Source organism: Jiangella rhizosphaerae (assembly GCF_003579925.1).
In the GTDB taxonomy this organism is placed as follows: Bacteria; Actinomycetota; Actinomycetes; order Jiangellales; family Jiangellaceae; genus Jiangella; species Jiangella rhizosphaerae.
Genome location: NZ_QUAL01000301.1, coordinates 1 through 3,564 on the forward strand (window position 1 = coordinate 1; position 3,564 = coordinate 3,564).

3 protein-coding genes and 1 pseudogene are annotated in these 3,564 nt (G+C 76.5%); all 4 read right to left on the reverse strand.

Annotated elements, in window-relative coordinates:
- Nucleotides 1–704 (reverse strand): annotated as a pseudogene (locus tag DY240_RS23585) (hypothetical protein); the annotation flags it as partial.
- A 17-nt stretch (nucleotides 705–721) separates the two neighbouring features.
- Nucleotides 722–2,005 carry an enolase C-terminal domain-like protein gene (locus DY240_RS23590; RefSeq protein ID WP_119662183.1) on the reverse strand — a complete coding sequence of 428 codons (1,284 nt, stop codon included), beginning with the start codon at nucleotides 2,003–2,005 and terminating at the stop codon, nucleotides 722–724.
- A complete protein-coding gene (locus tag DY240_RS23595) occupies nucleotides 2,002–2,697 on the reverse strand; it encodes an SDR family NAD(P)-dependent oxidoreductase (protein WP_158602972.1) in 696 nt (231 codons plus the stop codon). Before DY240_RS23595 ends, DY240_RS23590 begins: the two co-directional genes overlap by 4 nt.
- On the reverse strand, nucleotides 2,694–3,564 hold an 871-nt coding region (locus DY240_RS23600; protein WP_119662185.1), incomplete at its 5' end, for an enolase C-terminal domain-like protein. The genes DY240_RS23600 and DY240_RS23595, both read right to left, overlap by 4 nt.

A 3,564-nucleotide genomic window follows, 5' to 3' on the forward strand; every position in this document is an offset into this window, starting at 1 on the left:
AGCTCCTCCGCGGCCGGGCCCGGCCAGTCGCCGGGCGCACCGGTGGCCAGCCGCCGCCGCACCTCGGCGCCGACCAGCAGCGCCAGGCGGTCGGGGTCGCCGCCGCGCTCGGCGAACCGGCGCCGGCACGCCGGGCAGAAGCACAGCGACAGCAGGAATGCGGTGTCGTCGTCGACGGCCACGCCGGCCTTGTCGTGCAGCGACGCGTGCCGGTAGCCGTGGTAGCCGACCGCCTCCAGCTCGACCCAGTCCGGGGCCAGCCGGTCGATGGCCTCACCGACCAGCGCGGCCGCGTAGCCGCGCACCTCGTCGTGGGCCGGGCAGAGCGCGTGCCGGTGGACGTCGCCGAAGCAGCTGACCAGCGCCAGGTCCGGCGCGGCCGAGGCCAGCCGGGTCGAGTGCAGGACGCTGAGCCATACCCCCGCCCGCAGGCCGGCGGCCCGCGCCTGCCCGAACGCCGTGACGGCGGACGCCGTCGCGGACGCCGCCGGGGTCGCGGGCACCAGCCGCGCGGGGTAGCGCGCCGGATCGACCGGCCAGTACGCCGCCGCGTGCGGCTGGTCGACGATCCCCGGCCCGGCGCCGCGGGCTCGCAGCGCACGGACGGCGTGGTAGGCGCCGGCCACCGCCACGGCGGGCACGCCGGCCGCCGCGATCGTCGTCGCCGCGGCCGGGTCCAGCGCGAACTCCCACGGGTATGCCAAGAGCCCGATGCCCGACGTCACCACCGCGGCCGCCGGTCCACCCAGCCGGGCACGTGCCTGCGCATGGCGGCGACGTCGTCGCGGGCCTGCTCGCCGCCGCGCCGCCAGCGCTCGTGCATGCGGGCCAGAGCGTCGCGGTCCAGCGTGACGCCGAGGCCGGGCGCGTCGCCGACCGTCACCCGCCCGTCCTTGATCACCGGCGCGCCGGCGACGTCGACGACGTCCTCGACCGTCCACGGGTAGTGGGTGTCGCAGGAGTAGTCCAGGCCGGGCAGCACCGCCGCGGCCTGGACCATGGCGGCCAGGCTGATGCCGAGGTGGGAGTTGGAGTGCATCGACAGCCGCAGCCCCAGCGACGCCGCGACGGCGCCGAGCTGCTGAGTGGCCCGCAGCCCGCCCCAGAAGTGGTGGTCGGCCAGGACGATGCCGGCGCTGCCCAGCTCGACGCAGCGCCGGATCTGCCGGAACGAGGTCACCACCATGTTGGTGGCCAGCGGTGTCGGCGTGGCCGCGGCGACCTCGGCCATGCCGGTGAGCCCCGCCGTCGGGTCCTCCAGGTACTCCAGCAGTCCGGCGGCCGACTCCGCGACCCGGATGCTGGTGGGGACGGTCCACGCGGCGTTCGGGTCGATCCGCAGCGCGACGCCGGGGAACTCCGCCGCCAGCAGCCGCAGCGTCTCGACCTCCGCGTCCGGTTCCAGCACGCCGCCCTTCACCTTGAGCGCGCCGAAGCCGTACTCGTCGGCGAACCGCCGGGCCAGCCCCACCATGGCGGCGGGGTCGAGGACCTCGCCCCAGTCGTCGACCGGCGCACCGGGATGCGCGCCGAACTTGAAGAACAGGTACCCGCAGAACTCGACCTCGGCGCGGACCCGGCCGCCGAGCAGCTGGTGCACCGGCCGCCCGAGCAGCCGTCCCTGGGCGTCGAGGAACGCCACCTCGAACGCCGAGTACGCCTTCACACGCGTCGTGCCGGCGAACGTGCCCGGCTCGCGGACCTCGGCCGGGCCGGTGATGTCGGGCTGGCCGTCGACCAGCGGGTCGACGCCCACCACCCGCCCGAGCCCGGCGAGGTCGAACACGTCCACACCCGGCAGCCGCTGCGCCGCCTCGCGCGCAGCCGCCAGCACCGCGGGGTCGCCGAACGTCTCGCCCAGCCCGACCGCGCCGCCCGCCGTCTCGACCTCGATGACCAGCCGCGACACCGCCGGGCCGTGCACGCCGGCGGAGTTGCGCAGCGGCGGCTCGGCGAACGCGACGGGGGTCAGCCGCACCGCCCGGATCGTGCTGTCGCCGCTCATCCGTCCGCCCGCATCGCGATGCCGCGGCTGCGCGCCTGCGCCAGCAGTCCGCCGTCGACGGCCAGGCAGTGCCCGGTAGTCGAGCGCGCCTCGTCGGAGATCAGGAAGGCGACCGCGGCCGCGACGTCCTCCGGCGCGGCGCCGCGGCCCAGCGGCAGGTCGGGATGGTCGCCGCCGACGGCGGCCGGCACGACGGAGTTGACCCGGATGCCGTGCTCCCCCAGGTCCACCGCGAGCGCCCGCGTCAGCGCCTCGACCGCGCCCTTCGTCGCGTCGTAGACGGCCCGGTGCAGGTGGGCGCGGGTGGCGCCGGGCGAGGAGACGGTGACGACGGCGCCCGGCTCGCCCGCCGCGATCCAGCGGCGGGCCGCCGCGAGCGACAGCGCCAGCACCGGCCGCACGTTGATCGCCTGTGCCGCGTCCCAGTCGGCGACGGTGACGTCCTCCGGCCGGCGCCGCGGTCCCGTGACGCCGGCGTTGGTGACGACGGCGCGCAGCTCCGGCAGCTCGGCCACCAGCCGTTCCGCCGTCGCCAGGCCGTCGTCGCCGGACAGGTCCGCGACGAGGTCGTCCGGTGACCCCGCCGTCAGGCCGACCCCGACCACGTGCCAGCCGTCCGTCCGCAGCCGCGCCGCCAGCGCGTCGCCGATCAGTCCGGTCGCGCCGGTCAGCAGCACCGTCCCGCGGCTCACAGCGCCGTCTCCCCGGTCCCCGGACCCTGCGGCACCTCGGCGTGGCCGTCCGCCGTCACCGGGAACCGCGGCCGCGCCGGCACCCCGGCGACGATCACCTCGTAGTACGTCGTGTTCGGGATCGCGCAGGCCAGGTGCAGGTTCGCCGCCCCGCCGCCGTGCACCTCGGCGCGCAGGCCGTGCGCGTCGGCGAGGTGGGCGATCCGCAGCGCGCCGGTGATGCCGTCCTTGTAGTGCACGCCGGTGCGGACGAGGTCGACAGCGCCCGCGGCGATCCAGTCGGCGACGGCGTGGTGCACGCCGGGCGTCGTCTCAGGCCCGAGGATCGGCACGCCGACCGCCTCGCGCAGGCGCACGTACGGTCCGAGCGCCCACTCGCGCATCGGCTCCTCGTACCAGCCGAATCCCAGGTCGGTGAGAACGTGGCCGAGCCGGACCGCGTCGCGCAGGTCGAACGCGCCGGACCCGTCGTACATGAGGTCGACGTCGTCGCCGACGTGCCGGCGCAGCCTCCGGGCCAGCTCCGCGTCGCGCGCGACGTCGCCCCACGCGTGCAGCTTGATCGCGGTGAAGCCGGCCTCCAGGCAGCTGTCAGCGACGGCGAGGTAGGTGTCGACGTCGTCGTAGGTGACGGTGCTCGCGTACGCCGGGATGCGGGTGCGGGCGCCGCCGAGCAGCGCGTACAACGGCAGCCCGGCCAGCTTCGCCTTGAGGTCCCACAGCGCGACGTCGACCGGGCCGAGCGCATACGGCGGGAAGTGCTCGATGCGGTCGGCCTCGTGCAGCGCCGCCCAGCAGTCCTCGGTGAGCAGCGCGTCGCGGCCGGCCAGCGTGGGACGGATGCGCCGTTCGACGAGGTCGACGCCG

Excerpts from the sequence above, each read along its gene's own strand:
- DY240_RS23590 (WP_119662183.1), bottom strand. The coding sequence starts at position 2,005 with ATGAGCGGCGACAGCACGATCCGGGCGGTGCGGCTGACCCCCGTCGCG.